Genomic DNA, 24,575 nt, shown 5'->3' with positions numbered 1-24,575 from the left:
GTGTTGGCCACAATATCGTGGCCAATAGAGCCGCTTAGTTGTCGTAACCCAGGTTCGGCGCCAGCCAGCGTTCGGTCACGCTCAACTCCTGGCCTTTGCGCGAGGTGTAGCTCTGCACCTGGTCCTTGTCGACCTTGCCCACGGCGAAGTACTGCGCCTGCGGGTGAGCGAAGTACCAGCCGCTGACCGCTGCTGCCGGGAACATGGCGTAGTGTTCGGTGAGGAACACGCCGCTGCGGCCGGCGCGCATTTCCTGAGCTTGCGGATCGAGCAGGGCGAACAACTGGGCTTTTTCGGTGTGATCCGGGCAGGCCGGATAACCCGGTGCCGGACGGATGCCGGTGTATTGCTCCTTGATCAGTGCTTCGTTATCCAGCACTTCATCCTTGGCGTAGCCCCAATAGTCTTTACGCACCTGCTGGTGCAGCCACTCGGCGCACGCCTCGGCCAGGCGGTCGGCCAGGGCCTTGACCATGATCGAGTTGTAGTCGTCGCCAGCGTCCTGGTAGGCCTTGGCCACTTCTTCGGCGCCGATGCCGGCGGTGGTGATGAAACCACCCACGTAGTCGGTCACTTCACTGTCCTTGGGCGCGACGAAGTCGGCCAGGGAGAAGTTTGGCTTGCCGTCGGTCTTGATGATTTGCTGGCGCAAGTGGTGCAGCTTGGCCATTGGCTTGCCGTCATCGCCATAAAGTTCGATGTCGTCGTCATGCACCTGGTTGGCCGGCCAGAAACCGAACACCGCGCGGGCGCTGATCAGCTTTTCGTCGATCAATTTGCGCAGCATTTCCCTTGCGTCGTTGTACAGAGAGGTGGCGGCTTCACCGACCACTTCGTCCTGGAGAATGCGCGGGAATTTGCCGGCCAGGTCCCAGGATATGAAGAACGGCGTCCAGTCGATGTACTCGGCCAGAACGTTGAGGTCGATGTTGTCCAGTACCCGGGTGCCGGTGAAGGTCGGTTTGACCGGCGTGTAGCTCGCCCAGTCGAACTGTGGTTTCTTGGCGATGGCCGCGCCATAGCTCAGGCGTTCGGTGCGGGCGCTGCGGTTGGCGGTGCGCTCGCGAACCTCGATGTAGTCCTGGCGGGTTTTCTCGACGAAACCGGCCTTGAGTTCCTTGGACAGCAACTGGGTCGCCACACCGACCGCGCGGGAGGCGTCGGTGACGTAGATCACCGCATCGTTGCTGTACTTGGGCTCGATTTTCACCGCCGTGTGCGCCTTGGAGGTGGTGGCGCCCCCGATCATCAACGGCAGGTGGAAGTCCTGGCGCTGCATTTCGCGGGCAACATGGACCATCTCATCCAGCGACGGAGTGATCAGGCCGGACAGGCCGATGATGTCGCACTTCTGCTCCCTGGCCACCTGGAGGATTTTCTCCGCCGGGACCATCACGCCGAGGTCGACGATGTCATAGCCGTTGCAACCGAGCACCACGCCGACGATGTTCTTGCCGATGTCGTGCACGTCGCCTTTCACGGTCGCCATGAGGATCTTGCCCTTGGCTTCAGGCTTGTCGCCTTTTTCCAGTTCGATGAACGGGATCAGGTGCGCCACGGCCTGCTTCATCACGCGAGCGGATTTCACCACCTGGGGCAGGAACATTTTGCCGGCGCCGAACAGGTCGCCGACGATGTTCATGCCGGCCATCAGCGGGCCTTCGATCACCTCGATCGGGCGAGCGAAGGACAGGCGCGATTCTTCGGTGTCTTCGACGATGTGGGTGGTAATGCCTTTGACCAGCGCATGTTCCAGGCGCTTGTTGACGTCCCAGTTGCGCCACTCTTCGGTCTCGGCTTCCTTGACGCTGCCGTCGCCCTTGTACTTGTCGGCGATGGCGAGGAGGGCGTCGGTGCCTTCCGGGGTGCGGTTGAGGATCACGTCTTCGACGGCGTCGCGCAGTTCCACCGGGATCTGGTCGTAGATCTCCAGCTGCCCGGCGTTGACGATACCCATGGTCAGCCCGGCGCGAATGGCGTAGAGCAGGAACACCGAGTGGATCGCCTCACGCACCGGGTTGTTGCCACGGAACGAGAACGACACGTTGGACACGCCACCGGAGGTCAGCGCGTACGGCAGCTCGTCGCGGATGTAGGCGCAGGCGTTGATGAAATCGACGGCGTAATTGTTGTGCTCTTCGATACCGGTGGCCACGGCGAAGATGTTCGGGTCGAAGATGATGTCTTCCGGCGGGAAGTCCACTTCGTTGACCAGGATGTCGTAGGAGCGTTTGCAGATTTCCTTCTTGCGCGCTTCGGTGTCGGCCTGGCCGGCCTCGTCGAAGGCCATCACCACCACCGCGGCGCCGTAGCGCTTGCACAGTTTGGCGTGGTGAATGAACTGCTCCACGCCTTCTTTCATGCTGATCGAGTTGACAATGCCCTTGCCCTGGATGCATTTCAGGCCGGCTTCGATCACTTCCCACTTCGAGGAGTCGATCATGATCGGTACGCGGGAGATGTCCGGTTCGCCGGCAATCAGATTGAGGAAGGTCACCATGGCCTTCTTCGAATCGAGCATCCCTTCGTCCATGTTGATGTCGATCACCTGGGCGCCGGCCTCGACCTGCTGCAGGGCGACTTCCAGGGCTTCGGTGTAATTGTCCTCGCGGATCAGCCGGGCGAACTTGGCGGAACCGGTGATGTTGGTGCGCTCGCCGACGTTGACGAACAGCGAGCTGCGATCGATGGTAAAGGGTTCCAGACCCGAAAGGCGGCAAGCCTTGGGAATGTCCGGGATCTGGCGCGGCGCATAGCCGGCCACGGCCTTGGCGATGGCTTCGATGTGGCCCGGCGTGGTGCCGCAGCAGCCGCCGACAATGTTGAGGAAGCCGCTTTGGGCGAACTCTTCGATGACCTTGGCGGTTTGCGACGGCAGTTCGTCGTACTCGCCGAATTCGTTCGGCAGGCCGGCGTTCGGGTGCGCCGAGACGTGGGTGCCTGCCTTGTTCGACAGCTCTTCGAGGTACGGGCGCAACTCGCTGGCGCCGAGGGCGCAGTTCAGGCCAACGGAGATTGGCTTGGCGTGGGCCACGGAGTTCCAGAAGGCTTCGGTGGTCTGGCCCGACAGGGTGCGGCCCGAAGCGTCGGTGATGGTGCCGGAAATCATGATCGGCAGTTCGACGCCCAGTTCTTCGAACACGCCCTGTACGGCGAAGATCGCGGCCTTGGCGTTGAGGGTGTCGAAGATGGTTTCGATCAGGATCAGGTCGGCGCCGCCCTCGATCAGGCCTTTGGTGGATTCGGTGTAGTTTTCCACCAGCTCATCGAAGGTCACGTTGCGGTAGCCGGGGTTGTTCACGTCCGGGGACAACGAGCAGGTGCGACTGGTAGGACCGAGCACGCCGGCGACGAAGCGCGGCTTGTCCGGGGTTTCCAGGGTCTTGGCGTCGGCGACCTTGCGTGCCAGGCGAGCGCCTTCTACGTTTAATTCATACGCCAGGCCCTGCATGCCGTAGTCGGCCAGGGAGATCTGGGTGGCGTTGAAGGTGTTGGTTTCCAGAATGTCGGCGCCAGCGTCGAGGTAGGCTTTCTCGATGCCGCCAATCACGTCCGGGCGAGTCAGTACCAACAGGTCGTTGTTGCCTTTGACATCGCTCGGCCAGTCAGCGAAGCGTTTGCCACGGTAATCCTGCTCTTCGAGCTTGTAGCTCTGGATCATCGTGCCCATACCGCCATCGAGAATCAGGATGCGCTCTTTGAGGGCGTGCTTGAGAGCTTGAAGGCGAACGCTGCGATCGGACATTTGGACTACTCGGTAAGACCATGACGAAGGGCCGGGATGATAGCAAACCTGTGCGCTTTTAGAGCATTACTCGGATTTGCATGAATATCGTTCATGTTGTCAGGGGTGGCAGACCGGTAGAATCGCGGCGTTTTTTCAGGATCCAGGACCAGGGACATGTCTTATCGCTTCGTCATCAGCAGTGTGTTGATGCTTTTAAGCTGGGGCGCTGCGGCGCAAAGTCCGGCGAACTCCTCTGCCATTTCCTACAGTCGAGACATTCAACCGATCTTCACTGAAAAGTGCGTGGCCTGCCACGCCTGCAACGACGCCGCCTGTCAGCTCAACCTGGGTAGCGGCGAAGGGGCGGCACGCGGCGCAACGAAAGTCCCGGTTTACGACGGTGACCGTACTAAAGCGGTGGCGCCGACGCGGTTGTTTCTGGACGCCTCCGGCAAAGCCGCCTGGCAGCAAAAGGGCTTCTTTTCGGTGCTCGATGCCCAGGGCAGCCAGGCCGCCTTGATGGCGCGGATGCTGGAACTGGGCCACAACACCCCTTTGCAACCCAACGCCAGGCTGCCGCAAGACATCGTCCTGGGCCTGAACCGGGAGAACATGTGTGCCAGTCCCGCGCAGTTCGATGGCTACGCCGCTTCGCACCCGAAGGAAGGCATGCCGCTGGCGGTGACCGGCCTGACCGACCAGCAGTACCAGACGCTGCAACGCTGGCTGGCCGCAGGTGCACCTATCGATCAGCAGGCCCTGGCCCCGAGTGCGCAAGAAGCGCAGCAAGTGATCCAGTGGGAAAACCTGCTCAATTCGCCGGGCGCCCGGCAAAGCCTGGTGGGACGCTGGCTGTATGAGCACTGGTTCCTCGCCCATCTTTACTTCAAGGAGGGTGAACCCGGGCATTTCTTCCAGTGGGTGCGTTCGCGCACGCCGACCGGCCAGCCGATTGACCTGATCAATACCCGGCGCCCCAACGATGATCCGGGCACGGAGTTCTACTACCGCCTGTGGCCGGTGCAGGGCGTGATCGTGCACAAGACCCACATCACCTATCCGCTGAGTGCGGCGAAGCTGGCGCGGGTCAAATCCCTGTTCTACAGCGGCAACTGGGAGGTCAATGCACTGCCGGGCTATGGGCCGCAGAGCCGGGCCAACCCCTTTGCCACCTTCGAAGCGATCCCGGCCCAGGCGCGCTATCAGTTCATGCTCGATAACGCCGAGTATTTCGTGCGCACCTTTATCCGTGGGCCAGTGTGTCGTGGGCAGATCGCCACGGACGTGATTCGCGATAACTTCTGGGCGCTGTTCCAGGCACCTGAACACGACCTCTACATCACTGACCCGAACTATCGCGGGCAAGCCACGCCCTTGCTGGCGATGCCGGGGCAGAATGATGATGTCGGCAGCGTCCTGACCCTGTGGCACGACTACCGCGACAAACGCAACGAATACGAGGCCTTGCGCCGCGACAGTTACGCCGACGAGCCCGCACCGAGCTGGTCGACCCTGTGGGCCGGAAACGACAACGCACTGCTGAGCATCTTTCGCCACTTCGATAGCGCCTCGGTGACCAAAGGCCTGATCGGCGAAGTGCCGCAGACGATGTGGCTGTTCGACTATCCGCTGCTGGAACGCACCTACTATCAACTGGCAGTCAATTTCGATGTGTTCGGCAACGTGTCCCATCAGGCCCAGACGCGCCTGTATTTCGACCTGATCCGTAACGGTGCCGAGCAGAACTTCCTGCGTCTGATGCCCGCCGATTCGCGGGAGGGCTACCTCGACGACTGGTATCAGAACAGTGGCAAATTCAAGATGTGGCTGGACTACGAGTCCATCGACGATGACAAACCGACGGCGCTGAAGCTTGATCCGCAGGATCCCAAGCGCGATTTCGCCATGCAATTGCTGACCCGTTATGGCGACCTCAATGCCAGGCCCGACCCGATCAACCGCTGTGATGGCGCCTACTGTTCGCGGCCGAACATTGATCCTGGCCTGCAAAATGCCGAGCAGGTGTTGAGCCGCCTGACTTCGCGTCCGGCGGCGGGGTTGAAAGTGATTGATCAACTGCCGGAAGCGACCATGCTGCGCATCGAAACCGGCAGCGGCAAGCGTGAGGTCTACAGCCTGCTGCGCAACCGGGCCCACAGCAACGTGGCGTTCCTGCTCGGCGAATCGCTGCGCTATCAGCCGGGGCTCGATACCCTGACGATTTTCCCGGGCGTTCTCAGCAGCTACCCGAACTTCATGTTCAACGTTCCGGCCGGGCAAGTGCCGGCGTTTGTGGATGCGATGGAGAACGCCAAGGATAGCGACAGCTTTGAGAAAATCGTCGAACGTTGGGGAATACGGCGCAGTCATCCGCAATTCTGGTTCTATTTCCATGACCTGAGCCGCTACATCCAGGAGACCGATCCGGTGGAAGAGGGCGTGCTGGACATGAATCGCTTCGAGAACCTCTGACCAGGCGCAGACCCCCTGTGGGAGCGGGCTTGCTCGCGAAAGCTGTGTGTCAGTCGCAGTTGATTCGCCTGACACGACGCCTTCGTCGGAACGCCGCCCGGAGCAAGCCCGCTCCCACAATTCTTTCCCGACAAAAATACTGGGACTTTGTCCGGCGCGCCGATTGGCGTAAACTGCGCCCAAGCCTGCGAGGAGTTTCCATGACCGCTATTACCATTACCGACGCCGCCCACGATTATCTGGCTGATCTGCTCTCCAAGCAGAACACCCCGGGCATCGGCATCCGCGTCTTCATCACCCAGCCTGGCACCCAGTACGCCGAAACCTGCATTGCCTACTGCAAGCCGGGCGAAGAAAAACCCGAAGACACCGCGCTGGGGCTGAAAAGCTTCACCGCCTACATCGACCATTTCAGCGAAGCCTTCCTGGACGATGCCGTTGTCGACTACGCCACCGACCGCATGGGCGGCCAACTGACCATCAAGGCGCCAAACGCCAAAGTACCGATGGTCAACGCCGACAGCCCGGTCAACGAGCGCATCAACTACTACCTGCAAACCGAGATCAATCCGGGGCTGGCCAGCCACGGCGGTCAGGTCAGCCTGATCGACGTAGTCGAAGACGGCATCGCCGTCCTGCAGTTCGGCGGTGGTTGCCAGGGCTGCGGCCAGGCCGACGTGACGCTCAAGGAAGGCATCGAGCGCACCCTGCTCGAGCGTATTCCCGAGCTCAAGGGCGTTCGCGACGTGACCGACCACACGCAGAAAGAAAACGCCTACTACTAAGGTGTTCGCTGCGAAATAAAAAAACGGCGCTGTGGCGAGGGAGCTTGCTCCCGCTTGATGGCATAGCCATCACAAAATCAGTCGATGCATTTTCCCGTGATGAATGCATTGGCTGATGTTGGGACCGCTACGCGGTCCAGCGGGAGCAAGCTCCCTCGCCACAAGTGCTTCAGGGTCTGTAGAGATGCGCATGCCCCGCGCGATACAGCGACGATTCGCTGAAGTGATCACTGCCCAGCACCCGTCCCACCAGAATCAATGCCGTGCGCCGAAACCCTTTGGCGGCAACCTTTTCGGCAATGTCCTCAAGCGTTCCCGTCACCCAGTCCTGATCTGGCCAGCTCGCGCGGTGAACCACCGCAATCGGGCAATCGGCGCCGTAATGCGGCAGCAGTTCCTCAACGATCTTCGGCAGGTGATTGACCCCCAAATGAATTGCCATGGTCGCGCCGTGCCGGGCCAGGCTGGCGAATTCCTCTCCGGGTGGCATGGCGGTCTTGTCGGCGTAGCGAGTCAGGATCACGCTCTGTGAAACGTCCGGCAGCGTCAGTTCTGCACCCAGAAGCGCTGCACAAGCGGCGGTGGCCGTCACGCCCGGGACGATTTCGAAGCCAATGCCCAGTTCACGCAGATAGCGAATCTGTTCGCCAATGGCGCCATACAGGCTCGGATCGCCGGAGTGTACCCGGGCCACGTCCTGGCCTTTGGCGTGGGCGGCCTTGAACAGGTCGATGATCTGTTCAAGGTGCAGTTCGGCGCTGTTGACTACCTGCTCCGCACAATGACCTTCCAGTACCGCGGCTGGCACCAGCGAGCCGGCATAAATGATCACCGGGCAACTGCGAATCAGCCGCTGGCCCTTGACGGTAATCAGTTCGGGGTCGCCGGGACCTGCGCCAATGAAGTAGACGGTCATCGTCGGTTCCTGTGGGAATAAAAAGGGCTGAACAGGGCTTCAGATGAAGAATGTTCATGATCGAGGCGGGGATTATCGGGGATTTTATGCCGCGCCAGCCAATGCCAGGGTTGCCTGGGCATATTTTTGTCGGGGAATCAGCAGTTTTGCCGGGGCCTGGGCCAGTTGTTCGGCCAGGGCCAGTGCGGCGCTTTCCGCCACGCCGTAGCAACCGGTGCGTTCAAACGCTATTTGCGATTGATGGCTGAGTTGCGGCTCATAGGGGGCCAGTTGTTCGCTGCTGAAGTACAGCAATTCCAGGCCAAGCTGCTGAGCCAGTTCGATCAGTGCAGGTTCGTCGCGTTTCGAATCGATGCTGGCCAGGGCCTTGATTTCATGGCGCGCAATCTGGTGCGCCTCCAGTGCCTGGTCGAGCAGCGCCAGCAAGGTGCTGACGGGGCAGCCCTTTTGGCAGCCCAGGCCGACCACCAGGGTCGGCGCGGTGCTGACGTCCGTCATGCGTGGTATTGGCCATCGCTTTTGCGACGGAACAACCAGGCGCTGATCAAGCCCAGGGCCAGCCAGAACGCCACGTTGGTCAGTTGCGAAGCGATTTTGAATTGGGTTTCCAGCGCCTCCGGAGCGAGCATCGAATGCACTTGCGGTTGTGGTGCGCCAATCACATGGGGAACGGCAAGGATTGCCGCACCGAGAACTTTCATCAGCCAGTGACGGCTGAACACGATCAGCGCGATACCGACGGCGGTAGAGGCGGCGGTACCGATCCACCACAGTTGCCGTTGTGCCAGATCGGCGGCGGCCGTGCCTGGCAGTTCAGGTGGCAGGCCGAGGGTTGGCGCGAGCACGAAGGTCGCATAGCCGGCCAGGCCCCAGAGCAGGCCCTGGGAAGTTTTGGTCGGCGCACGCAAGGTGTACAGGCCGGCCAGCATCAGGGCGAAACCGACGGCCACCACCAGGTTGCCGCCAGTGGTCGACAGCACGCGCTGCCAGCCGTCTTCCGGCTCCCAGGCTTCGGCGTCGTGGGTATGGGCAGCCATCGCGCCATCGGCGTGTTCATGCATTTCAACGGCAGCCGGTTCGGCTTTTTCGTAGGTTTCGGCCTGCAGAATCAGGGGCGCGACCCAGAAACTTTGCAGCAGGGTCAGCAACAGGGCGGCCAGCAGCCCGGTGAAACCTGCGGTTTGCGCAATACGCTTGATCATGTCAGCAGGTCTCAATGGCACGGGAACGCGGAGCTGTGACGGGTATCGTGGGCGGCATTGTGCACCGCTTCGATGTGCGAGAAACCGGCGAAATACACAAGGCACGCGCCCAGGATCGACGCGCAGACGGCGGCGGTCAGACGTTGAGTCAGGGTAGAAGTGGTGCTGGCTGTAGTGTGGCCGGTGCTGCTGATGATCGACATGGCGTTTCCCTCTGGTCTGTCAGCGGGGAATCAAGAGCGCATGCAAAACCCTGCACGACCAGGCGCGCAGGGTTTCAAACAGCGCCCGCCCACCGCGGGTTTGTTGTTTCAGTGATCGTTATGGTCACTTTATGTTGCGGGCCGGTCTCCGGGCTCACGAGGGGCAAAGGCCTGGGCCTGAACCTGAAAACATCACCTTCCCATGCCGTAATGGCACAGTGGATCTGATGCTTCGCTCGCTTACCGTTGCGGGGGCAGCACCGGACTGACATGGCTTTAGAGTAAAGCACATGATTCACCGGTTTCCCGTTTCACCCTGTGAAGGGCACCCGTAACAAGATGCGTAGGAGAGCATGGGCGAGGGTTGGGCGTCAATTGGCAAGGGTTCTCAACTGGAAACCGAGTCGCTTTCTTCGCGAGCAAGCCCGCTCCCACACTTGACCCTTTTCCTCTGAAAGAACCCGATCAAATGTGGGAGCGGCGGTGCGGCGATCCGACTTGCTCGCGAAGGGCACACCGCAGAAGTCACGTGAACATTGACCCGCCCCAATACCATGCGTAGCCTTGCGCTTTCGAGGTTCTTCGGCGTTTGTCGAAGCTAAGAAGGGAACGCGGTCAATGCCGCGGCTGCCCCCGCAACTGTGAACGGTGATGTTCGTTGCCACGCCACTGCAGGCTCAATCCATGAGGCCGGCGGGAAGGCGCAGCGAATGCCAGGCCCAAGGCCGGCACGCCGTCAGCCAGGAGACCTGCCTCGACACAGATTCTCAAATTCAACCGGGCGGGGTGATCCGGTGGCGAACTCTTCAGGCACGCGCATCTGCGTTGCCGGTCGTCGTCCTGTATGCCCGCCACATTAGCCATAGGGCATCCGATGAAAACACTGGCCAAACTTCCCGTCACCATCGTCACCGGTTTCCTCGGCTCGGGTAAAACCACGCTGCTGCGGCACATGCTCGACAACGCCCAGGGTCGCCGCATCGCAGTGATCGTCAACGAATTTGGCGAGTTGGGCATCGACGGCGAAATCCTCAAGCAGTGCTCCATCGGTTGCACCGAAGAGGAAGCCAGCGGCCGCGTCTATGAACTGGCCAACGGCTGCCTGTGCTGCACCGTCCAGGAAGAATTTTTCCCGGTGATGCGCGAACTGGTGGCTCGTCGCGGCGATCTCGACCACATCCTCATCGAAACATCGGGCCTGGCCCTGCCAAAACCGCTGGTCCAGGCTTTTCAGTGGCCGGAAATCCGCAGTGCCTGCACCGTTGACGCGGTGATCACCGTGGTCGATAGCCCGGCCGTGGCCGCCGGCACCTTTGCCGCCTTCCCGGACCAGGTCGATGCCCAGCGCAAACTCGACCCGAACCTGGACCACGAATCGCCATTGCACGAGCTGTTTGCCGACCAACTGGCCAGCGCCGACCTGGTGATTCTCAACAAATCCGACCTGATCAACCCGGCCGACCTGGCCCGCGTGCGCCTGGAAGTCGCCGAAGAGTTGCCGCCAGCGGTGAAAATCATCGAAGCCAGCAGCGGTCGCCTGCCGCTGGACGTGCTGATCGGCCTGGGAGCCGGCTCCGAAGAACACATCGACAGCCGCCACAGTCACCACGACCATCATCACGATGGCGACGATGATCATGACGATCACGATCACGACGCCTTCGATTCGATCTCCATCGAACTGCCGCAAGCCGACGAAAGCCTGCTGATGGACGCGCTGACCCAGTTGGTGGTCCAGCACGGCATCCTGCGGGTCAAAGGTTTCGCCGCCGTCCCGAACAAACCGATGCGCCTGCTGATCCAGGGCGTGGGCACGCGTTTCGACAAGCACTTCGACCGCCAGTGGGGCGCGGAAGAGGCGCGCATCACCCGTCTGGTGCTGATCGGCCAGGAACTGGACGCCGCCGTGCTCGAAGCGCAATTGCGCGCTGCGCTCAGCGTGTAACCCATGCACCTGCTCAGGACCCAGCCCGGCGGTTTCGTGTCGGATGACAACATCGCCGACCTTGGACAAACCCCCGCCGAGCTGGTGGTCCTGTGCAGCGGCGACTCCAGCCTGGCGCTGCTCGCCGAGGCGGCGCAGCAGTTACCCGAGGATTACCCGAGCGTGCGCCTGGCCAACCCGATGCAGGTGCAGAACCATGCCTCGGTCGATTTGTACGTCGATGAGGTGTTGCGTCACGCCAGGGTGATCCTGATTTCGCTGCACGGCGGCATCGCCTATTGGCGTTACGGCATCGAGCGCCTGGTCGAGCTGTCCCAGCGCGGCGTGCAGGTGATTCTGGTGCCGGGCGATGACCGCCCGGACCCGGAGCTCAGTGATCTGAGCACCGTCGGCGCCGAGGACCGTGACCGGCTCTGGCAGTTTCTGCGTCAAGGCGGCATGGGCAACGCCCTGGATTTCTTCCGCTGCCTGGCCAGCCGCTGGCTGGGGCGCGATTACACCTGGGGCGAGCCGCAAACCCTGCCGCGCACGGCGATTTACCACCCGCACAAACATTCTGCCGCACTGAGCGACTGGCAGGCTGACTGGCACGCCGATCAACCGGTGGCGGCGGTGCTGTTTTACCGTTCGCATTTGCAGGCGGCGAACACCGCTTTCATCGATGTTTTTTGCCAACGCTTGCAGGCAGCGGGGTTGAATCCGTTGCCGATTGCGCTGGCCAGTTTGAAAGAACCCGGCTGCCTGGGCGCGGTCGAGGACTGGCTGGATGAAGCCGGCGTCTCGGTGATCCTGAACACTACGGGGTTCGCCCAGTCCAGCCCCGAAGCGCCGCACCTGCGGCCGTTCCGGCGCAATATTCCAGTGATCCAGGCGATTTGTGCCCAGGACAACGAACCGGGCTGGCGCGCCAGTGAACAGGGGCTTGGCCCGCGCGATCTGGCGATGCACATTGCCTTGCCGGAGCTGGACGGGCGCATCATCAGCCGTCCGATCAGCTTCAAGGACCTGGCGTGGCGCAGTGAGCGCAGCCAGTCGGATGTGGTCTGCTACCGGCCGCAACCGGAGCGCATGGACTTCGTTGCCGAACTGGCGCGACGCTGGGTCGAACTGGCGCGGGTGCCCAACGCTGAAAAACGCATCGCCTTGATTCTGGCCAATTACCCGACCCGCGACGGGCGCATCGGCAATGGCGTTGGTCTCGACACCCCGGCTGCCGCGCTGAATATCCTGCGGGCACTGCATGCCGAAGGTTATCCGCTGCCGGCCGAATTGCCGGACAGCGGCACCGCGCTGATCCAGCAGTTGCTGGGCGGCGTCAGCAACGATCTCGATACCCTCGACCTGCGTCCGTGTCAGCAAAGCCTGGCAATGGACGACTATCTGGCGATGTTCAATGCCCTGCCCGAAGCCAATCGTGCGGCGGTGCTCGAACGTTGGGGCGCGCCGGAAAACGACCCGATGTGCCGCAGCGCACGGATGATGATCGCCGGCCTGCGCTTTGGCCTGACCTTCGTCGGCATTCAACCGGCGCGGGGTTATCAGGTCGATCCGAGCGCGGTGTATCACGACCCGGACCTGGTGCCGCCCCACGGCTACCTGGCGTTTTACTTCTGGCTGCGCCACACCTATGGCGCCCACGGCGTGATCCACGTCGGCAAGCACGGCAACCTCGAATGGCTGCCGGGCAAGGGCGTGGGGCTGTCGGAAAACTGTTGGCCGGATGCGCTGCTCGGGCCGCTGCCGAACATCTATCCGTTCATCGTCAATGACCCGGGCGAGGGTGCCCAGGCCAAGCGGCGCACCCAGGCGGTGATCATCGATCACCTGATGCCACCGCTGACCCGCGCCGAAACCTATGGCCCGCTGCGCAACCTCGAACTGTTGGCCGACGAGTATTACGAAGCGCAGTTGCTCGATCCGCGTCGCGCGCGCGAGTTGCAGCGCGACATCCTGCAACTGGTGCGTGACTCGCACATCGACCGTGAACTGCAACTGGACGAGCAACTCGACAGCGATGCCGACGCAGCGATCTGGTTGCCGCGACTCGACACGTACCTGTGCGATTTGAAAGAGTCGCAGATCCGCGACGGCCTGCATGTGTTCGGCGAATCGCCCACCGGGCGTTTGCGTATCGACACCTTGCTGGCGTTGTTGCGCATTCCACGGGGCGATGGCCGAGGAGCGCAATCGAGTCTGCTGCGGGCGTTGGCCAAGGCGTTTGCGTTGGGGTTTGACCCACTGGATTGTGCGCTGGCCGAGCCATGGACCGGACCGCGTCCCGAGTCTCTTTTGCTTATCAGTGACGAGATTTGGCGCACGGCGGGTGATACCCGCGAGCGCCTGGAACTGTATGCAGCGCAGTTGATTTCGGGCGTGTTGAATGACCCCTGTGGGAGCGGGCTTACTCGCGAATCGGTGGACCATTCAACATTGATGTCGATTGACCCACCGCTTTCGCGAGCAAGCCCGCTCCCACAGGAGGCAGGTTGGGCTGAAGTGAGTGCCATAATCGATAGCCTTCGCGAAGTGGTTGCCCCGCGCCTGGACGCCTGCGGCCCAGCGGAAATGCGCGGTCTGCTCGACGCCCTCAGCGGTCGCTTCGTCCCGGCCGGCCCCAGCGGTGCGCCGAGTCGCGGTCGCCTGGACGTGCTGCCCACCGGGCGTAACTTCTACTCGGTGGACGTGCGCAATTTGCCGACCACCACGGCGTGGCGCATCGGTTTCCAGTCGGCCAACCTGATTCTGGAGCGGCACCTGCAGGACCACGGCGATCATCTGCGCCAGCTCGGCCTCTCGGTGTGGGGCACCGCGACCATGCGCACCGGCGGCGATGACATCGCCCAGGCCATGGCGTTGATGGGCGTGCGTCCGGTCTGGGCCACCGGCAGTCAGCGGGTCGACGATTTCGAGATTCTGCCGTTGAGTTTGCTCGACCGCCCTCGGGTCGACGTGACCTTGCGCGTGTCCGGTTTCTTCCGCGATGCCTTTGCCAATCTGATCCGCCTGTTTGACGCGGCGGTGCAAGCGGTGGCTGACCTGGATGAGCCGGACGACCTCAATCCGTTGGCGGCCAAGGTGCGTGCCGAGCGTGCAGCCTTGTTGCAGGCCGGGCTGGATGAAGACGCTGCGCGACGTCAGGCCGGCTGGCGGATTTTCGGGGCCAAGCCCGGGGCCTACGGCGCCGGCGTGCAGGGCGCCATCGACGGTCGCCTGTGGCAAACCCGCGAGGACCTGGCCGAGGTTTACCTCAACTGGGGCGGCTACGCTTACGGCGGTTCCGACGAAGGCACCGCCGCACGAGAACAGTTCAGCCAGCGCCTGAGCCAGGTGCAGGCGGTGCTGCAAAACCAGGATAACCGCGAGCACGATTTGCTCGACTCCAACGATTACTACCAGTTCCAGGGCGGTATGCTCGCGGCGGTGGAAAGCCTGAAAGGCGAGGCGGCAGCCAGTTATCATGGCGATCACAGTCAGCCGGACCTGCCGAAGATTCGCACCTTGAAGGAAGAGCTGAACCGGGTCATCCGTTCCCGGGCGGCCAATCCGAAGTGGCTCGATGGGGTAAAGCGCCACGGCTACAAAGGTGCGTTTGAAATGGCCGCGACCGTCGATAATCTGTTCGCCTTCGATGCCACCACGCAGTTGATCGACGATCACCAGTACGCGTTGCTGGCCGACGCCTATTTGCTCGACCCTGACACCCGGGATTTTGTCCGTGAACACAATCCCCACGCCTTGCGCGACATGACTGAGCGCATGCTCGAGGCGCAACAACGCGGAATGTGGAAAGACCCCGGCGCCTACCGTGAGGCATTGGAGAATCTGTTGCTGGATATAGAAGAAGACAGCTGACACGCTTGAACCTGTGGGAGCGAGCTTGCTCGCGATAGCGGTCTGTCAGGCAACATCTTCTTCGACTGGACAAACGCCATCGCGAGCAAGCCCGCTCCCACAGGGATACAGGTGTCAATGACATCACCGACCATGACCGAGATAGAACAATGACCGACACCCCGCATTTCCCGCTCTGCGCCGTGGTCGGCGCCGACGATTTGAAGCTGGCCCTGTACCTGACCGCCATCGACCCGAAAATTGGCGGAGTCCTGATCGAAGGCCCGCGCGGCATGGCCAAGTCGACCCTGGCCCGCGGTCTGGCGGACCTGCTGGCCAGCGGGCAATTCGTCACATTGCCGCTGGGCGCCACCGAAGAGCGCCTGGTCGGCACCCTCGATCTCGACGCGGCGCTGGGGGAAGGTCGCGCCCAGTTCTCACCCGGCGTACTGGCCAGGGCTGACGGTGGCGTGCTCTACGTCGACGAGGTCAATCTGTTGCCTGATCACCTCGTTGACCTGCTGCTCGATGTGGCCGCCAGCGGCACCAATCTGGTTGAGCGTGACGGCATTTCCCATCGGCACTCGGCGAAGTTCGTGCTGATTGGCACCATGAATCCCGAAGAGGGTGAACTGCGTCCACAGCTGCTCGACCGTTTCGGCTTGAATGTCGCCCTTGGTGGCCACACAGCGCCGACCGAACGAGGCCAGATCATCCGTCGTCGCCTGGATTTCGACAGCGATCCGCAAGGTTTCTGCGCCGAATGGGAGTCGGTGCAGGCGTCTCTGCGTGAACGTTGCCAGCACGCACGCAACGCCCTGGCGAGCATTCCTCTCGACGACCAGGCGCTGGCCCGGATTACCGAGCGCTGCTTTGCCGCTGGCGTCGATGGTTTGCGCGCCGACCTGGTCTGGCTGCGTGCCGCCCGGGCTCACGCCGCCTGGCGCGGGGCGAACGCTATTGCCGAAGAAGATATCGACGCCGTTGCCGAGTTCGCCTTGCGCCATCGTCGTCGCGAGCATTCGCCGCCGGCACCTGCGCAATCTCAAACTGCGAAACAAACCGCGCCGCAGAACGACAATCCGGGTGAAGGGCAGGGCCAGTGGGGAGAATTGCCTGCCCAGGCGCTGGCGACCGGCGCCCGACGTGAAGTGCCGAGCTGGCCAAAAAAGCCCTAGGCATTCGCCCTCGCTGCGACGCGGGGGCGAATGCCAGACCCCGAGCCGGGCGACTGGACCATGGCAAACAGGGCAAGCGTCACGCAGCCCGCAGTGGCTCGGTCAACTGGCCCGGCACCTTGCTCAATGGCCGGCCGCGTCAGCGCGACGACCTGATGTTCCAACTGCGCACGCGTTCGCCCCATGAACTGTGGCTGGTGATAGTCGACGCCTCCGCATCGACCCGCCGTCATCAGGCATTGAGCGATGCCAAGGGCTTGCTGGCGCAGTTGTTCGACGATGCCTATCGCCAGCGCGCACGTCTGGCGTTGCTCACGGCCAGCGGTGCTGCTCCCAAGTGGCAGGTGCCGGGATTGAAGGCTTCCACGGGGCTGCGCCATTGGCTCGACGGCCTGGGTGCCGGCGGTGGCACGCCGCTGCTGGCGGCATTGAGCGAAGCAGGGCGGTGGCTTGCAGCAAGGCAAAAGCGTTTTCCGTCGGAGCAGCAGCGGTTGTTGCTGCTGACCGATGGCCGTCTGAAGGACTGGTCGCTGCTGCCGACGCTTGCGTGTCCGGGGCTGTTGATCGACATCGAACGCGGGCCGATCCGGCTTGGGCGTAGCCGGGTGTTGGCGGCGCAGTTGCAGGCCGAGTATCGGCATATTGACGAGTTGCTGCCTGGTTGAATTCTCCTTTGCCCAGGCTGGCCTCTTCGCGAGCAAGCCCGCTCCCACAGGGTGGAACGCATTCCAAATGTGGGAGCGGGCTTGCTCGCGAAGGCGGTGGATCAGTCAACATCAATTGTGGATTACTTACCCATCGCCTGCCGGTACTGCCGGGTACGCTTGCCTATGTACAACCGGTCGACAATCAACGCCCATAGCGCCGAAACCTCAGGCCGGGTTTTGCGTCCACGGCTCAAGCGATGCAACTGGAACTTCACCACCGCCATGCTCGCCAGCGCCGCCAGGGGTTTGCGCTTCCAGCGGATCGGCGGCAGTTGTGGGTGGCTGTTCTTGCCTTCGCGCCAATGCTTGACCAGGTGCGGCTCCACGGCCAGGGCGGTGCCGATGCCGGCCATGGCGATGCCGCTGTCGAGGACCTGTTCGACGATTGCCAGACGCCGGATCCCGCCCGTCACCATCACTGGCATGCGCGCCACGCTGGCCAGTTCACCGGCCATTTCCAGAAAGTACGCCTCCCGGGCCAGGGTCCGGCCGTCGCGCGCTTCGCCTTGCATGGCCGGTGCTTCGTAACTGCCGCCGGAGAGTTCGAGCAGGTCGATCGGTTGCTCGTTGAGCCACTGGATCACTTGCCGTGCATCATCGGCATCGAAGCCACCGCGCTGGAAATCCGCTGAGTTGAGCTTTACCGACACACAAAATTGCGGCGATACCACCTTGCGAACCGCCTCGACGACGGACAACAGCAGGCGCGCGCGATTCTCCAGCGAACCACCCCAGCGATCAGTGCGTCGATTGGTCAGCGGCGACAGGAACTGGCTGAGCAGGTAGCCATGGGCGGCGTGGATCTGCACACCGGTAAAACCGGCTTTCTGCGCCAGTGCGGCGCTGGTGGCGAAACGTCGGATGACCTCCTGGATGTCGTCCTCGCCCATGGGCTTGGGTTCGGCGAACATCTTCGAGAATTGGCCGAGATCCAGCGCAACCGCCGAAGGCGCCAGTGCTTGCTGGCCGAGGTTGGCCATGGTCTGGCGGCCAGGGTGGTTGAGTTGCATCCAGAAGTGCGCACCGCCGGCCCGGCCGACACTGGCCCACTGGCGGAAGCGCTCCAGATGCCGCTCGTCCTCCAGTGCGACACCACCAGGGCCGGTCATGGCGCGGCGGTCGATCATCACATTGCCGGTCAGCAACAAACCGGCTTCACCTTCGGCCCAGGCTTGATACAGGCGAAGCAGTGCCTGATCGGGTACTTGATCGGTGTTGGCGAGGTTCTCTTCCATCGCGGCTTTGGCAATGCGATTGGCGATGGTCTGGCCGTTGGGCAAATTCAAGATTCGGAAGGGTGACATGCTTGACTCCTCATACTGATGAGTAGAGCCTAAGCTTAAAGTTAACTTTAATGTCAAGCAGGAAAATGAGGCCGCAATGGAAATTGGTGAATTGGCGCAGTTGAGTAGATCAATAGGCAATAGGTGTGTAGCCGATCAAACTCATGCTGGAAAACTCGGCTTTAACCTCAGCCGGCGCCGATTTTTTTCAACACTTCGTCTTCAATGATTTTGTACATCACCGACCTTGCTCCACGCTTGAATTGACTCGATATTTTCCAGAGTTGCCCCAGCTATCCAGATGTCTTTTTTCTTGGAAACCTCGATTTTTCATTCTTGTTTTTTATTGGCAAGAACTGTTTGCGACACGAGGTAGGCAAACGACTCGTTGTTTTTGTTCTCCGCATAAACACGAGATTCATCTCCAGGCTGTAACGGAGCGACGGACATTTGATATGCAATGGTTCTGTCCGGCTTCCAATTGATAAAATTCAACCCCATAAAATTCGGGAGAAGCGTTGCGCCCCCAAAGACGTCTCCCGGGGGAATCAAGAATATTGTGGTGATGGACGTTTTTATCGGGAAGAAAATCGCGCCAGGGTAAGTACCGCACAGTGGAAACCCGGGGGTGCCTTGCCTGCACTTCGCCGGGGGTTCTTGCCCAACGACCAGTTTGGTGGGAGGCGAACTGACACCGTTAACGAAAACCGAGATTGAAATCCCCTTGCCAGGCAGGCTCTGCAGATTTAGCGGGGTCATTGCGAAGTCACCATTGGCGAGGGTGGTGACCTGTTTCAGGATGGTTCCATCGCTGGTTAATGCAGTCACCATGAACGGCCCCGTTGTTCCGGTACCAACGATAGTTCCCGTAATCGATGTGGCGCTTTTTGACAGCGGTGTCGTGACGCAAACTTCCGGACCGTTTTGGCCGATAAATTTTCCGTTGACCAGATATTTGCATTCTTCGGTTACAGAGGTGACAGACGTCTCCTGTTGAACGTTACAGCCTGCTAATCCAACTCCCAGTAAGGCACAGAAACATAATCCCTTTGGCGTCTTCATTTCACATTCCCTTGAATGGGGGGTATGAATCAGATGAGACTCCAGTATTTCTACATGTCTTGCGCAGGTCTACTGTCAGAGTTGACAGTAGTGACAGCCGGCCTGGACGCAGATGCTCGCTAGCACTTGTTTGACGGGAAGATGGCTTTGCCATGACACAGACTCAAAACCATGCACAAAATCCTGCTCAAAACGGCCAGCCCCCCAAGGACCTATTCGAACGCCCGCAATCGCCACGACTGGCGGAATTTCTCAAAAGCCCCCGTTTTTGATCTTTCAGTTTTCAATCAGGAGAAACACTCATGAGCATTACTCGTTACGGCACCGGCAGTACCGCCGCTGGCGGTCAGCCTCGTCCTTTCGCCCGCGCCGTTGAAGCCGATGGCTGGCTGCACGTTTCCGGGCAGGTGCCGGCGGTGGACGGCGAGATTATTACGGGCGGCATTGTCGAACAGACCCACCAGACCATGAAGAACCTGATCGCGATTCTCGAAGAGGCCGGTTATGCCCTGGAAGATGTGGTGCGTGCTGGCGTGTGGCTGGAGGATCCGCGGGATTTCACCAGCTTCAACAAGGTCTTCGCCGAGTACTTCAAACCCGAGCACGCCCCGGCGCGGGCTTGTGTGCAGGCGAGCATGATGGTCGACTGCAAGGTCGAGATCGACTGCATTGCGTACAAGAAAAAGGCTTGAGGTTTGCGGTGAATTCTTCGCGAGCGAGTCCAATCGTCGCACCGCCGCTCCCACAGATGGAATGCGTTTACCGACGCGTGCTGATCGCAAGCGCCAACAACCTGGCCCGTCGCATCAACGAATAACAGCGGCTACCTGCAGCCGCGTGAACGAGGAGTTCGACCATGTCTTCTGCCCCCCAAACTGCCAACGTGGATAAAGGTGCGGCGCCCATCGGTGCCAGCCTGGTGCGTGATGTCAGCCTGCCTGCGCTGGTACTGCATCGCGAGGCGCTGGAACACAACATCCGCTGGATGCAGGCGTTCGTCAGCGACAGCGGAGCGGAACTGGCGCCCCATGGCAAGACCAGCATGACCCCGGCGTTGTTCCGTCGCCAACTGGATGCCGGTGCCTGGGGCATCACCCTGGCCAGCGCTACGCAAACCCGCGCTGCCTACGCCCATGGCGTGCGCCGTGTCCTGATGGCCAACCAGTTGGTCGGCACGCCGAACATGGCATTGATCGCCGACCTGCTGGCCGACCCGACGTTCGACTTCTATTGCATGGTCGATCACCCGGACAACGTCGCCGACCTGGGCGCCTATTTCGCCTCCCGTGGCGTGCGCCTGAACGTGATGATCGAATACGGCGTGGTCGGCGGGCGTTGCGGTTGCCGCAGCGAACAGCAAGTGCTCGACCTGGCCAAGGCCATCGCCGCGCAACCGGCCCTGGCCCTGACCGGGATCGAAGGCTACGAAGGGGTGATCCATGGCGATCACGCCGTGACCGGTATCCGCGATTTCGCCGCGTCGCTGGTGCGTCTGGCGGTGCAGTTGCAGGACAGCGGCGCGTTCGCCATTGCCAAGCCGATCATCACCGCGTCGGGTTCGGCCTGGTATGACCTGATTGCCGAATCCTTCGAAGCACAGAACGCCGCCGGCCGCTTCCTCAGCGTGCTGCGTCCCGGCAGTTACGTGGCTCACGACCATGGCATCTACAAGGAAGCGCAGTGCTGCGTGCTCGACCGTCGCAGCGACCTGCACGAAGGCCTGCGCCCGGCGCTGGAAGTGTGGGCGCACGTGCAGTCGTTGCCGGAGCCAGGGTTTGCAGTGATTGCCCTGGGCAAGCGCGACGTCGCCTACGACGCCGGTTTGCCGGTGCCGTTGCGGCGCTACAAGGCGGGCGTGGTGCCGGCCAACGGCGATGACGTGAGTGCCTGCAAAGTCACCGCGGTCATGGACCAGCATGCGTTCATGACTGTGGCGTCGGGGGTTGATCTGCGGGTGGGCGACATTATTTCGTTCGGCACTTCGCACCCGTGCCTGACGTTCGACAAGTGGCGTGTCGGCTGTCTGGTCGATGAGCAACTGAACGTCATCGAGACCATGGAAACCTGTTTCTAAGATTGAAACCGCGGTGCGGCTTTCGCGAGCAAGCCCGCTCCCACAGTTGACCGCGTTTCATTGTGGGAGCGGGCTTGCCCGCGAAGAGGCCCTCAAGCCAACAGCATCAATCCCGGTAAAACACCTGCACCAGGTGATACCCGAACTTGCTCTTGATCGGCCCATGCACCACCCGCAGCGGTTTCTTGAAGATCACCGCATCGATCACGCCGACCATCTGCCCCGGCCGCACTTCGCCGAGGTCGCCGCCGCGCTTGCCCGACGGGCAGGTCGAATACTTCTTGGCCAGCACATCGAACGCTTCACCCTTGGCGATGCGTTGTTTGAGCTGCTCGGCTTCTTCCGAGGTTTTCACCAGGATATGGCGGGCTTGAGCTTTCATGGGGCGGTTACCTTGCAACGATGCTGGTTATGTGAGTGGCAGCGGGGGGGCGCGATTATGCCTCAACTCAGTCCGGTTGACCGATCATCGTGCGAATCTTGTTGGCCAGCAGGTCGATGGAAAACGGTTTGGTCACCATGTCCATGCCTTCTTCAAGGAAACCCTGGCGCTCGGCAGCGATCTGCGCGTAACCGGTCATGAACAACACTTTCAGTCCGGGACGATGCTGGCGGGCGATTTCTGCCAGTTGTCGGCCGTTCATGCCCGGCAACCCCACGTCGGTCACCAGCAGGTCCACCCGCAGGTCCGACTCCAGCACCGGCAGCGCGTCCTTGGCATCTTCGGCTTCATGGGCGCGGTAACCGAGTTCCTTGAGCAGGTCCAGCACCAACATGCGCACCGCCGCATCATCCTCGACCAGCATCACCGTTTCGCCGGCAATCGCCGCTGGCGCCTCGCCGACCACGGGTGACAAGACTTTTTCCGGCTCGGTCGAATGCAGGCGCGGCAGGTACAAACGCACGCTGGTGCCCCGTCCGGGCAGGCTGAACAGGCTGACATGGCCCCCCGATTGCTGGGCAAAACCGTAGATCATCGACAAGCCCAGGCCGGTGCCCTGGCCGATGGGCTTGGTGGTGAAGAACGGGTCGAATGCCTTGGCCAGCACCGAGGGCGTCATGCCGGTGCCGTTGTCGCTGACGGCAATCATCACGTAGTCGCCGGCCTTGACCGGTTCCAGGGTCGTGATGTCGCTGCCGTCGAGGTACACGTTGGCCGTTTCGATCTGCAACTCGCCGCCGCCTGGCATGGCGTCCCGGGCGTTGATCACCAGGTTGAGCAGGGCGTTTTCCAACTGACTGACATCGGTGTTGACCCGCCAGGTGTGCTCGGCCAGTTGCAGCTTTAGTTCAATGTGGTCGCCCTTGGTACGTCTGAGCAGGTCCTCAAGCGAGCGAATCAGGTCATTGGGGTTCAGCGGCGTGCGATTGAGCGACTGACGCCGGGAGAACGCCAGCAACCGATGGGTGAGGGCGGCGGCACGGTTGGCCGAGGACACTGCCGCCTCGGTGAACCGGCCGATCTCGCTGGCGCGGCCTTCGGCGATGTAGCGCTGCATCAGGTCGAGGCTGCCAATGATGCCGGTGAGCATGTTGTTGAAGTCATGGGCGATACCGCCGGTCAGCTGGCCGACGGCTTCCATTTTCTGGGCATGGCGCAAGGCGTCTTCGGCACGCTCACGCTCGAACATCTCGTTTTGCAGACGCTCGTTGGCCTCGGCCAGTTGTCGGGTGCGGGCGGCCACCCGTTCCTCAAGGGTTTCGTTCAGGTTGCGCAAGGCTTCTTCGGTCATTTTGCGTTCGGTTTCGTCGATCACGAAGATGTAGAAGCCGTTGACCGCACCATCTGCACCGTGGCGCGGCAGGTAATTCATCAAGGCCTGGCGCAGGCTGCCGTCGCGGTGCGGCGTGCTGATGCTGAAACTGCAGGGCCGGCCGGACAGTGCTTCGGTGATGTACGGGGCGCGTAGCGCGTAGGCTTCTTCGCCGAGCACTTCAAGAATGGTTCGCCCGTATAGCTCTTGCGGCGTCAGCCCGTACCAGTCGAGGTACGCCGCGTTGTTGAGGCGAAAGCGTTCTTCGCGGTCGACGTAGCTGATCAGGACCGGCATGGCGTTGATGATCAGTTGCAGCTCGGTCTGGCTCTGGCGCAGGGCCTGTTCGGTGAGTTTGCGCTCGGTCAGGTCCAGGGCGGCGCCGAGGAATCGGATCGGCCGGCCGTGATGGTCCTTGTAGCAGCGACCGCGGGCAAACACCCAGCGCATCTGGCCGTCGGTTTGCAATAGGCGATACTCCTCGGCGTATTCGCTGCCGTGGGTGATGCAGTGCTTGATGCTGCGGGCGATCAGGGCGCGGTCTTGCGGGTGTACGCCGTGCAGGTATGCGCTGATCGGCAACTGGTTGGCCATGGCCGGGTCGACGCCGTGGAGCTGGGCAAAATGCACATCGGCGACGAAACGGTCCTCGCTGATGTCCCAGTTCCAAGTGCCGACCGCATCGGTGGCGGCGAGGGCCAGTTGCAGGCGTTCCTCGGTTTCACGCTGGGCCTTGAGGCTGGCCGCCGAGCGTTGTTCGAGTTCGAGGGCGATGCGCCGGCGCTCGTTGGTTTCGATGGCGGTGACCAGGATCCCGGCCACCTCGGCACCTTCGTCGCGGATCGGGCTGTAGGTCAGGTCGAGCCAGAAGTCGGACTCCTGGCCCTCACGTTGCAGGGTAAAGCGCTGCTCGCTGTAGGTTCGTACCTGACCTTGCAGGACGGCGCTGTAGATCGGGTCGGTAAAGTCTTTCAACTCTGGCCAGATCAGGTGTGTCGGTTGTCCGAAAGCCTGCGGATGCTTGCTTGCGGTGAGCAGGGCGAAGCCGTCGTTGTAGATCTGTGTCAGTTGCGGGCCCCATAGCAGCAGCATCGGCATCGGTGAGTGAATGACGATGTCCACGGCGGTTCGCAGGCTCTGTGGCCAGGTGCTGGCAGCGCCCAGCGGGCTGCTTGCCCAGTCGATCCGGGCGATCAGGGCCTGGGCATCGCTGGCGGTGGGTATAGCGTTCATCCGGGAGTCCTGCGCCTGAGTCGCTTTAGCTGGCGTCTATTCTTGCACAGGTGATCGATTGTGGAGGAACCGTCATGGTGAACGGTTAAGCGACACAAAACCCTGTAGGAGCGAGCTCGCTCGCGATGGTTGTCAACGATAACGCGGGTTGGCAGGTGCCCCGTGGCGCTCTCGGGTTTATCGCGAGCAAGCTCGCTCCTACA

The 24,575-nt window shown here is 61.7% G+C and carries 17 protein-coding genes and 2 riboswitches; of the genes, 8 read left to right on the top strand and 9 right to left on the bottom strand.

What is annotated here, in order from left to right:
- Positions 1-34 precede the first annotated feature (34 nt).
- Positions 35-3,745, bottom strand: a complete 3,711-nt coding sequence (gene metH / locus BSF40_RS22465; RefSeq protein ID WP_015094884.1) for a methionine synthase — start codon at positions 3,743-3,745, stop codon at positions 35-37.
- A 156-nt stretch (positions 3,746-3,901) separates the two neighbouring features.
- On the opposite strand from metH, the gene BSF40_RS22460 reads away from it, so the two are divergent.
- Both BSF40_RS22460 and nfuA read left to right on the top strand, forming a co-directional pair.
- On the top strand, positions 3,902-6,199 hold the full coding sequence (locus BSF40_RS22460; RefSeq protein WP_095966804.1) for a fatty acid cis/trans isomerase: 2,298 nt from the start codon (positions 3,902-3,904) through the stop codon (positions 6,197-6,199).
- Positions 6,200-6,399: 200 nt separating this feature from the next.
- The gene (gene nfuA, locus BSF40_RS22455; RefSeq protein ID WP_007912592.1) at positions 6,400-6,984 is read left to right on the top strand and encodes a Fe-S biogenesis protein NfuA; all 585 of its coding nucleotides are present in this window, start codon (positions 6,400-6,402) and stop codon (positions 6,982-6,984) included.
- Positions 6,985-7,153: 169 nt separating this feature from the next.
- On the opposite strand, the gene cobM is transcribed toward nfuA, so the two are convergent.
- The 4 genes from cobM to BSF40_RS22435 all read right to left on the bottom strand — a co-directional run bounded on the left by cobM (position 7,154) and on the right by BSF40_RS22435 (position 9,305).
- Positions 7,154-7,900, bottom strand: coding sequence for a precorrin-4 C(11)-methyltransferase (gene cobM / locus BSF40_RS22450; protein ID WP_095966803.1), 747 nt, complete (start codon positions 7,898-7,900; stop codon positions 7,154-7,156).
- An 84-nt stretch (positions 7,901-7,984) separates the two neighbouring features.
- Entirely contained in the window at positions 7,985-8,398 is a 414-nt protein-coding gene (locus tag BSF40_RS22445) for a cobalamin biosynthesis protein (RefSeq protein WP_095966802.1), read from the bottom strand.
- Entirely contained in the window at positions 8,395-9,102 is a 708-nt protein-coding gene (locus BSF40_RS22440; protein WP_007974649.1) for a CbtA family protein, read from the bottom strand. Before BSF40_RS22440 ends, BSF40_RS22445 begins: the two co-directional genes overlap by 4 nt.
- Before the next feature lie 11 nt (positions 9,103-9,113).
- On the bottom strand, positions 9,114-9,305 hold the full coding sequence (locus BSF40_RS22435; RefSeq protein WP_007974650.1) for a CbtB-domain containing protein: 192 nt from the start codon (positions 9,303-9,305) through the stop codon (positions 9,114-9,116).
- Between the two features lie 121 nt (positions 9,306-9,426).
- Positions 9,427-9,653: riboswitch (cobalamin riboswitch) on the bottom strand.
- A 210-nt stretch (positions 9,654-9,863) separates the two neighbouring features.
- Positions 9,864-10,077, top strand: a riboswitch (cobalamin riboswitch).
- A gap of 102 nt (positions 10,078-10,179) precedes the next feature.
- Between BSF40_RS22435 and cobW the strand changes: the two genes are divergently transcribed.
- The 4 genes from cobW (at position 10,180) to BSF40_RS22410 (ending at position 16,924) form a co-directional block, all read left to right on the top strand.
- On the top strand, positions 10,180-11,250 hold the full coding sequence (gene cobW, locus BSF40_RS22425; RefSeq protein WP_095966800.1) for a cobalamin biosynthesis protein CobW: 1,071 nt from the start codon (positions 10,180-10,182) through the stop codon (positions 11,248-11,250).
- Positions 11,251-11,253: 3 nt separating this feature from the next.
- On the top strand, positions 11,254-15,102 hold the full coding sequence (gene cobN, locus BSF40_RS22420; RefSeq protein ID WP_095966799.1) for a cobaltochelatase subunit CobN: 3,849 nt from the start codon (positions 11,254-11,256) through the stop codon (positions 15,100-15,102).
- 149 nt (positions 15,103-15,251) lie between these two features.
- A complete protein-coding gene (locus tag BSF40_RS22415) occupies positions 15,252-16,259 on the top strand; it encodes an ATP-binding protein (RefSeq protein WP_095966798.1) in 1,008 nt (335 codons plus the stop codon).
- A 119-nt stretch (positions 16,260-16,378) separates the two neighbouring features.
- Complete coding sequence (locus BSF40_RS22410; protein ID WP_172435736.1) at positions 16,379-16,924, top strand: VWA domain-containing protein; 546 nt, start codon at positions 16,379-16,381, stop codon at positions 16,922-16,924.
- Between the two features lie 122 nt (positions 16,925-17,046).
- Here BSF40_RS22410 and BSF40_RS22405 read toward each other — a convergent pair whose 3' ends face one another.
- Complete coding sequence (locus BSF40_RS22405) at positions 17,047-18,270, bottom strand: NADH:flavin oxidoreductase/NADH oxidase family protein (protein ID WP_095966796.1); 1,224 nt, start codon at positions 18,268-18,270, stop codon at positions 17,047-17,049.
- 309 nt (positions 18,271-18,579) lie between these two features.
- The gene (locus BSF40_RS22400; RefSeq protein WP_095966795.1) at positions 18,580-19,311 is read right to left on the bottom strand and encodes a hypothetical protein; all 732 of its coding nucleotides are present in this window, start codon (positions 19,309-19,311) and stop codon (positions 18,580-18,582) included.
- 302 nt (positions 19,312-19,613) lie between these two features.
- On the opposite strand from BSF40_RS22400, the gene BSF40_RS22395 reads away from it, so the two are divergent.
- Together BSF40_RS22395 and BSF40_RS22390 are read left to right on the top strand one after the other, a co-directional pair.
- Positions 19,614-20,003: a RidA family protein gene (locus BSF40_RS22395; protein WP_015094895.1), complete on the top strand. Its 390-nt coding sequence runs from the start codon at positions 19,614-19,616 to the stop codon at positions 20,001-20,003.
- 164 nt (positions 20,004-20,167) lie between these two features.
- Positions 20,168-21,385: an amino acid deaminase gene (locus tag BSF40_RS22390; protein ID WP_095966794.1), complete on the top strand. Its 1,218-nt coding sequence runs from the start codon at positions 20,168-20,170 to the stop codon at positions 21,383-21,385.
- A gap of 106 nt (positions 21,386-21,491) precedes the next feature.
- Here BSF40_RS22390 and BSF40_RS22385 read toward each other — a convergent pair whose 3' ends face one another.
- Together BSF40_RS22385 and BSF40_RS22380 are read right to left on the bottom strand one after the other, a co-directional pair.
- Complete coding sequence (locus tag BSF40_RS22385) at positions 21,492-21,767, bottom strand: peptidylprolyl isomerase (protein ID WP_007898282.1); 276 nt, start codon at positions 21,765-21,767, stop codon at positions 21,492-21,494.
- A gap of 67 nt (positions 21,768-21,834) precedes the next feature.
- Positions 21,835-24,372 (bottom strand): PAS domain S-box protein, encoded by a 2,538-nt coding sequence (locus tag BSF40_RS22380; RefSeq protein ID WP_095966793.1) that lies wholly within the window; start codon positions 24,370-24,372, stop codon positions 21,835-21,837.
- Between the last annotated feature and the right edge of the window lie 203 nt (positions 24,373-24,575).

The organism is Pseudomonas sp. ACN5 (assembly GCF_002303975.1).
Lineage (GTDB): Bacteria > Pseudomonadota > Gammaproteobacteria > Pseudomonadales > Pseudomonadaceae > Aquipseudomonas > Aquipseudomonas laurylsulfatiphila.
The sequence above is the reverse complement of the archived record's forward strand: the minus strand, read 5'-3'. Positions and strand labels throughout refer to the sequence as shown.

What these genes read in the sequence shown, in the direction of transcription:
- metH (WP_015094884.1), bottom strand. Translation starts at nt 3,745, where the DNA reads ATGTCCGATCGCAGCGTTCGCCTTCAAGCTCTCAAGCACGCCCTCAAA.
- BSF40_RS22460 (WP_095966804.1), top strand. Translation starts at nt 3,902, where the DNA reads ATGTCTTATCGCTTCGTCATCAGCAGTGTGTTGATGCTTTTAAGCTGG.
- nfuA (WP_007912592.1), top strand. Translation starts at nt 6,400, where the DNA reads ATGACCGCTATTACCATTACCGACGCCGCCCACGATTATCTGGCTGAT.
- cobM (WP_095966803.1), bottom strand. Translation starts at nt 7,900, where the DNA reads ATGACCGTCTACTTCATTGGCGCAGGTCCCGGCGACCCCGAACTGATT.
- BSF40_RS22445 (WP_095966802.1), bottom strand. Translation starts at nt 8,398, where the DNA reads ATGACGGACGTCAGCACCGCGCCGACCCTGGTGGTCGGCCTGGGCTGC.
- BSF40_RS22440 (WP_007974649.1), bottom strand. Translation starts at nt 9,102, where the DNA reads ATGATCAAGCGTATTGCGCAAACCGCAGGTTTCACCGGGCTGCTGGCC.
- BSF40_RS22435 (WP_007974650.1), bottom strand. Translation starts at nt 9,305, where the DNA reads ATGTCGATCATCAGCAGCACCGGCCACACTACAGCCAGCACCACTTCT.
- cobW (WP_095966800.1), top strand. Translation starts at nt 10,180, where the DNA reads ATGAAAACACTGGCCAAACTTCCCGTCACCATCGTCACCGGTTTCCTC.
- cobN (WP_095966799.1), top strand. Translation starts at nt 11,254, where the DNA reads ATGCACCTGCTCAGGACCCAGCCCGGCGGTTTCGTGTCGGATGACAAC.
- BSF40_RS22415 (WP_095966798.1), top strand. Translation starts at nt 15,252, where the DNA reads ATGACCGACACCCCGCATTTCCCGCTCTGCGCCGTGGTCGGCGCCGAC.
- BSF40_RS22405 (WP_095966796.1), bottom strand. Translation starts at nt 18,270, where the DNA reads ATGTCACCCTTCCGAATCTTGAATTTGCCCAACGGCCAGACCATCGCC.
- BSF40_RS22400 (WP_095966795.1), bottom strand. Translation starts at nt 19,311, where the DNA reads ATGAAGACGCCAAAGGGATTATGTTTCTGTGCCTTACTGGGAGTTGGA.
- BSF40_RS22395 (WP_015094895.1), top strand. Translation starts at nt 19,614, where the DNA reads ATGAGCATTACTCGTTACGGCACCGGCAGTACCGCCGCTGGCGGTCAG.
- BSF40_RS22390 (WP_095966794.1), top strand. Translation starts at nt 20,168, where the DNA reads ATGTCTTCTGCCCCCCAAACTGCCAACGTGGATAAAGGTGCGGCGCCC.
- BSF40_RS22385 (WP_007898282.1), bottom strand. Translation starts at nt 21,767, where the DNA reads ATGAAAGCTCAAGCCCGCCATATCCTGGTGAAAACCTCGGAAGAAGCC.
- BSF40_RS22380 (WP_095966793.1), bottom strand. Translation starts at nt 24,372, where the DNA reads ATGAACGCTATACCCACCGCCAGCGATGCCCAGGCCCTGATCGCCCGG.